The sequence below is a fragment of the Exiguobacterium sp. A1_3_1 genome, from assembly GCF_048985645.1.
GTDB classification, from domain to species: Bacteria; Bacillota; Bacilli; order Exiguobacteriales; family Exiguobacteriaceae; genus Exiguobacterium_A; species Exiguobacterium_A indicum.
The window spans coordinates 1-6,666 of record NZ_WBYY01000176.1; the positions used below are offsets into that span (position 1 = coordinate 1).

Consider the following 6,666-nt stretch of genomic DNA (forward strand, 5'->3'; position numbering starts at 1 on the left):
TCGTGGGCTCGGAGATGTGTATAAGAGACAGAGATAAGGGTGGCAGATCATCATTCTGCCACCCTTATTTTTGTAGAGATTGACTTTTGAGTCAGCCCCTTTTCTGGTGAGACGATTCATCCATTCGTTCGACGACGACTGTAGATGAGGAGTGTTAGCAGGAAAATTAAACTAAGCGCAACGAGTACAGAGAGTGAAGCGACGTTCCAGCCGATGACTTCGAGTAGAACACTGACCGCAACTGTCAAATAGAAGATACCGAGATACTTTTTGACGAACGGACTTTCGAAATGCGTCAACTGCTTCGCGCCAATCGGTGCTCCGAGCAAGGCGCCGACAATCAGCATGATTCCAACGAGGATATCGATATTCGTGCTCGCGACCGTATAGTTGACGAGTCCCGATAGGACGATCAGTAACGCGGAGGCAATACTCGTTCCAACCGCACGTTTCAACTCATAGCCAACAATCCCGACGAGTAACGGTGTGATGATGAATCCACCGCTGACACCGAGAAGCGAAGAGATGAATCCAGCGAACAGACCAGTAAAGGCAAGGGCAAGATATCGATTTTTCCAACCTGTCTGTTCTCCGGTCGTTGCTTTCGGACGTAAGAACTTATTCGCGAAGTAGAGTAGGAGTCCGATATAAACGATCGAGATGACGAGATGAGCACCGTTGACTTCCTCTAAACGAAGGACAAGTGGTGTCGCGATCGTCGAACCGATGATTCCAACGCCCCCGACGACAAGGCTATCGCGCCAGACGACATTTTTAAGGCGTAAGTGAGAGAGCGTACCTGAAACCGTTGATCCGAGAGTCAACATGAGACTGGTCGCGATCGCAACGCTTGGAGCATATCCTAAAATGAGTAGTAGGGGCGTCAAGATGATACCGCCACCGATTCCGAAAAAGCCGGAGATGATTCCAATGAAAAATCCGAGGATTAAGAAATAATAAAAAGCGAGATCCATGTACAGTCTTCCTTTCCTTTTCTTCTCTATTCTTCACTTAGTATGGCAATGAATGAGAAGAATGTAAAAGGGGACGGCTCCTTCAAGGGGGTTGAAGGAGCCGTTAAGGGGAACTTATTCTTTTGACGCGGCGACTTCTGCGGCTGCATCGATACCGGTATTGGCCTTGACTACGATACGTTCGAAGTTACCGGCAACTTCGTTCGATTTCGTCAACAATGTTCCGACGATGGCTCCGAGGAAGCCAAGCGGGATGGAGACGATTCCTGGATTCGTCAGCGGGAAGAGGGCTTCCCCGACGAACAAGGCTGAACCGTCGACTGCCCAAAGGTTTGGACTGAGTGCGACGAGAATCAGTGAAGAGAATAACCCGACGACCATACCTGTGACAGCTCCGCCAGTATTGAAACGGCGCCAGAAGATCGTCAAGAGAATAACTGGCAAGTTGGCACTTGCCGCGACAGCAAAGGCAAGCGAAACGAGGAACGCGACGTTCATCGTTTGCGCGAACAATGCCAGTACCATCGAAATCAAGGCGACGGCGATGGAAGCGAGTCGTGCTGCCGTCATCTGTTCTTTTTCCGTTGCTTGTCCTTTGCGAAGAATATGACTATAGAAATCATGGGCAAAGGCGGATGCTGCGGATAAGACGAGTCCCGCAACAACGGCGAGGATCGTCGCAAAGGCGACTGCAGCGACGAACGCGAAGAGTAAATCGCCACCGAGTGCTTGGGCAAGAAGTGGTGCCGCCATGTTACCAGCAGCATTGGCAGCAATGATATCTTCAGAACCGACGAAAGCAGCGGCACCAAAGCCGAGGAAGATCGTCAAGATATAAAAGGCACCGATGATCCACGTCGCATATACGACGGATTTACGAGCAGTCGGAGCATCCTTAACAGTAAAGAAACGAATCAAGATATGTGGTAATCCAGCCGTTCCGAGAACGAGTGCGAGATTCAATGAAATCGTATCGAGCGGTAATTTGAACTTGTTTCCGGGATTCAAGAATGAATCACCGAGCGGTGTCGCTTGTTTGACTTCTGAAAACATCTTGAAGATCGAAAAATCGAACTTGGCGAAGACCATGAACGAAATGACAGCTGTTCCTGCCATCAAGAGAATCGCTTTGATGATTTGGACCCATGAGGTCGCCGTCATACCACCGAAGACAACGTAGACGGTCATCAAGATACCGACGATGATGACACTTGTCGTGTAAGGAATTCCTAATAACAGTTCAATCAAGGCACCCGCACCAACGAGTTGCGCAATCATATAGAAAATCGAGATCGCGATTGAGTTCATGGCAGCGACTCCTCGAACTTTTGAAGCATTGAAACGAGCGGCAATCATATCCGCCATCGTGTACTTCCCAAGGTTCCGAAGTGGTTCGGCAACGAGGTACAAGACAACCAGATAGGCAACGAGGAAGCCGATCGAGTAGAAGAATCCGTCGAATCCGGCTAAAGCGATCATTCCAGCAATTCCGAGGAACGAGGCAGCAGACATATAGTCGCCGGCAATCGCCATCCCGTTTTGTGCACCAGTGAGTCCACCATCCGCTGTATAAAAGTCGTTAGCAGTTTTTGTTTTACGAGCAGCAAAGTATGTAATGACGAGCGTCAAACCGACGATCGCCGCAAATAAGGCAACGGCAGTATAATTCATTTCGACTCCTCCTTGATCTGTTCGACGAGTCGATCAAAGGCACGTGCTTTTTTGCTGTACATCATGCAGAACGTCCACGTCATGATGAACTGAGCAAAAGCGAAGATCCAAGCACCTGTAATATCACCGAACACCGGCTGATTTAAAATCGTGAAGTAGCTTGTTAAAATCGGAAGCGTAAAATAAAAAATAAGACAGAAACTGATGGCTGGAAGAATGAAGCCATTCTTTTGACGCATCAATTGTTGAAAAGTAGCGCTCTCGACGATTGCTGGAGCGGATTGAGTCGCTTCATTTTTTTGAACTTCGGACACTTGATGCATGAGGACGCCTCCTTTAAGGAATGAATGTAAATTCATTATAAGGATGTCGTTTCTGGAAAAGCTATCCTAATTTTTAAGAAGAAAAGCTCATTATTATATTAATATTGGTCATACCAATTTAATGTAAGCGTTTGCAATATTGAACATTGTTTGAACGTTATTTTTATATATTAATTATATCGAAAAATGATTCAAAAGACCTAGTACCCGGAAAATGAGAACAACTTAAAAAGCCTGCCTATGGAAGCATAGACAGGCTTGAGTCATTTTTCAGATGGACGTTCGATCTTATCTTCGATTTCCCGTAAATGATCCGCACGTTTTGAGAGCGCACGACGCTTCAGCCATTCTTCCGTACCGCGACTGACTCCCCAGATGGCGAGTAAAATCAAAAATAGAAGGACAAGACGCATCGGACGTTCAAGGAACGTGGACCATTCCTTTCCGATTAGCGAGAAGATGATGACGACGATCAGACGACCGGCACCAGCAGCGATCAAATACGTCCGCAGCGATAGTTGAATCATGGCGGAAATGGACGTGATGATGAACGCAGGCATGAAAGGAAGTGAAAAAAAGAATCCGAGTGAGATGGGACTCATGTGACGAACACGTTCGATCCACTGTTGTGCGGCATGGTGTTTTTCAAGCCAACGCGTAACCGGACGACGAAATAGATATCGAATACAAGCGAAGACGACGAGTGATCCAAGCATGCTCCCGACCCATGATACGAGAACACCCATACCAAAACCATAGGTTGCCGCATTCGCGGAAATGATCAGGACGAGTGGCAGGAAAGGAAATAGAGACTCAAGAAACGGGGCAATCAAACCGGTGGCAGCTCCTCCAGGTAAGTCTTGGAGAAAGAAAATCATCTGCTCGATCCAGTCACGAAGTGTATGGAGCATTCGGAATCCTCCTTGCGAGATGTACTACTGTGTTTTATTTTACCTCTTTCTGATTCAGAAAGGGAATGAAATTCCTTGAAAGGGATTCAGGAATTGTAGATTGTACATTCGAAAGGGAGTTGGTATTATACTTAAATGGGTGCGTTTTGCAGGCGTTCCCAGCTAGTCAATAGCTAGACGCTTCGTTTGCCAACGTTCGTTTTACTGCAAAAAACTGACATGGGGGCTAATGAGGAATATGAAACCTTATCGCGTACTATTATTTTATAAGTATGTTCCGATCGAAAATGCGGAACAGCTAACGAAAGAGCATCTTGCTTACTGTAAAGAGCTCGGTATTAAAGGTCGGATTTTGATCGCACCAGAAGGAATCAACGGCACACTCTCTGGAACGGTCGAACAAACGGAACAATACATGAAGGACTTGACGGCGGATCCACGATTCGCTGACATCGAATTCAAAATCGATGAAGTCGAAGAGCACGCCTTCAAAAAGACGTTCGTCCGTTACAAAAAAGAACTCGTCACATGGCGTTTTGAGGATGAATTCAACGTACCAGAAGAACACGCTGCGTATCTTGAACCAGCAGAGTGGAAAGAAATGATGAAACAAGATGATGTCGTCATTCTCGATGTACGCAACAACTATGAATACGACCTCGGACACTTCAAGAATGCTGTAAAAGTCGATGTCGAGGCTTCACGGGAATTCCCGGAGTGGCTTGACGAGAACGAGCATTTGTTTGAAGGAAAAAAGGTTCTCACATACTGTACGGGTGGTGTTCGTTGTGAAAAATTCACGGCGTACTTCCGTAAACGGCAACAGAGTGATGATATCTTCCACCTAAAAGGCGGAGTCGTCATGTACGGAAAAGATGAACAGACGCAAGGAGAAGACTGGGAAGGCGAACTATACGTCTTTGATGAGCGTGTACAAGTTCCTGTCAATGCCGTCAATCCTTCTGTCGTCTCAGAATGTTACTACTGTGGAAAACCGGAGACGCGCTACGTTAATTGTGCAAACCCGGAATGTAATCGACAGCACTTCTGCTGTGAAGAATGCGAACCAAAAGTCATGCGTTCGTGTTCCGATGAATGCCGGGAGCATCCGCGTAACCGTTATGAAAAAGAGCAACAAGAAGAATTAGTATAAGGCACGCGTAAAAAGCCGGAGGATTTCTTTAGTAGAAATCGCCCGGCTTTTTGTGTATTCACGAGGAAGGAAACAAGTAACGCAAAACATCCGGTAAACGCTCGGCCCAGGCCGTTTCATGATGAATCGCTTCCGGGATGATCGTATAGCGACTTTGAGTAAGTTTCTGTTCGACCGCGCGTGCTAAGACATCATTTGTGTGTAAATAATCCGTTTCGGTCATCGGACCACTCACTTCTTTTGTCCCGACATCCATATAACAGCGATGGGCAGTAGACAGCGATGGACTGCGCTCGATGAATTCAAGGAGTGAGGAGAAGTTTGCCCATCCGGCAGTCGACAGGGCAGCGACGCGCGTGATGACTTCCGGATACGCGAACAATCCATAGAGCGAGATGACGCCACCCATCGAGCTGCCAATCATCGTCGTATCGTCAGGGCGTGTCGCGTAGTTGGCATCAATGTATGGTTTTAGCTCGCGGATGATCCAGTCCATGTAGACCTTACCGTTTCCCCCGATCGACTTCCGGTGCGAAGGATAAGCGGTCCGCATCAATAAAGCTTCATCACTCCAAGGAGCGTAGTCGTCGTAACGATCCATTCCGTCTTCTGGACTGTCGATCGCGACGACCATTGCCGGAATCTGTGTTTGTTGTAGCGCAAGATGAATCTCCCAGCCTTTTCCGAACGAGGCGGTTTCTCCACTGAAGACGTTTTGTCCATCGTGCATATAAATCACCGGTAACGCTTCAGAAGGATCTAAATGGGGCGGACGATGAATCCGAATCGTCCGGAGAGCTTGTGATGTCGGTAGCGTCATTTCAATTTCCGTAATCGACAATAGAGTCACGACCTTTCAAAGATTTGCGTAATGCGCGGTACAATTGCGTCCGTTGTGTTTTCCGCCGACATAGAGTGCATGGTCGGCTTGACGGAGTGATTCTTCGAACGTTCGTTGATATCTTTCCTCCACTGTGTCAATTCCGAGGCTGACGGTTAAGGACAGTCGGTGACCATCGACGAGGAAGGGACGATCCATGACCGCATGGCGGACCGTCTCGGCAATCTGGATAGCAGCCTCTTGACTACCATTTCGCAACAGTAGCACGAATTCCTCCCCGCCATAACGAGCAGCAAAGACATCATCATATTGCAATTGGATCGCCTGGATACGTCGACCGAGTTCACGAAGGACGAGATCGCCCACTTTATGACCGTACGTATCATTGACACGTTTGAAATGATCGATATCGAACAGGATCAAGGAGAGCGGATAGCAGTCAGCGGCAAATTCCTGCCGACCGTGTTCATAAAAAGCCCGACTATTCGGTAACTCGGTCAAGGCATCGGTCCGACTTTCCGTATAGAGTTGGACCGTTTCACGTGAGCGTTCTAAGACGCGACAAAAGATACGGAGCAAACGAGATAATTCGTCGGCATTCGTCGCATCATAGGCGTCTGCGACTTGATGGAACAGGATGATCGAAACATCGACCTCACCGCTCGTAATCGAAGGAATCGCTAACATCGAGTGACGATCGACAGGCAATCCGATTTGAATATCGTTTCCCCAGTCGCAACGCAGCCCATAGATGATCGGGGTATGCAAATCGTCGGCTGACAAGGAATGAAAC

The 6,666-nt window shown here is 47.7% G+C and carries 7 protein-coding genes; 1 reads left to right on the forward strand and 6 read right to left on the reverse strand.

Annotated features, from left to right (window positions below; genetic code table 11):
• Window positions 1-116: 116 nt before the first annotated feature.
• From F8N00_RS15100 to F8N00_RS15115, 4 genes are all read right to left on the reverse strand, one after another.
• A complete protein-coding gene (locus F8N00_RS15100) occupies window positions 117-974 on the reverse strand; it encodes a sulfite exporter TauE/SafE family protein (protein WP_075642918.1) in 858 nt (285 codons plus the stop codon).
• A 114-nt stretch (window positions 975-1,088) separates the two neighbouring features.
• Window positions 1,089-2,645: a solute symporter family protein gene (locus F8N00_RS15105; RefSeq protein ID WP_075642919.1), complete on the reverse strand. Its 1,557-nt coding sequence runs from the start codon at window positions 2,643-2,645 to the stop codon at window positions 1,089-1,091.
• Complete coding sequence (locus tag F8N00_RS15110) at window positions 2,642-2,968, reverse strand: DUF485 domain-containing protein (protein ID WP_023469682.1); 327 nt, start codon at window positions 2,966-2,968, stop codon at window positions 2,642-2,644. Before F8N00_RS15110 ends, F8N00_RS15105 begins: the two co-directional genes overlap by 4 nt.
• A gap of 263 nt (window positions 2,969-3,231) precedes the next feature.
• Complete coding sequence (locus tag F8N00_RS15115; RefSeq protein ID WP_023469681.1) at window positions 3,232-3,879, reverse strand: TVP38/TMEM64 family protein; 648 nt, start codon at window positions 3,877-3,879, stop codon at window positions 3,232-3,234.
• 238 nt (window positions 3,880-4,117) lie between these two features.
• Between F8N00_RS15115 and F8N00_RS15120 the strand changes: the two genes are divergently transcribed.
• On the forward strand, window positions 4,118-5,032 hold the full coding sequence (locus F8N00_RS15120; RefSeq protein WP_082663183.1) for a rhodanese-related sulfurtransferase: 915 nt from the start codon (window positions 4,118-4,120) through the stop codon (window positions 5,030-5,032).
• A gap of 58 nt (window positions 5,033-5,090) precedes the next feature.
• Here F8N00_RS15120 and F8N00_RS15125 read toward each other — a convergent pair whose 3' ends face one another.
• On the reverse strand, window positions 5,091-5,873 hold the full coding sequence (locus tag F8N00_RS15125) for an alpha/beta hydrolase (RefSeq protein WP_075642920.1): 783 nt from the start codon (window positions 5,871-5,873) through the stop codon (window positions 5,091-5,093).
• A 15-nt stretch (window positions 5,874-5,888) separates the two neighbouring features.
• Window positions 5,889-6,666, reverse strand: a 778-nt coding sequence (locus F8N00_RS15130) for a GGDEF domain-containing protein (RefSeq protein WP_421018499.1), incomplete at its 5' end; no start/stop codon positions are given.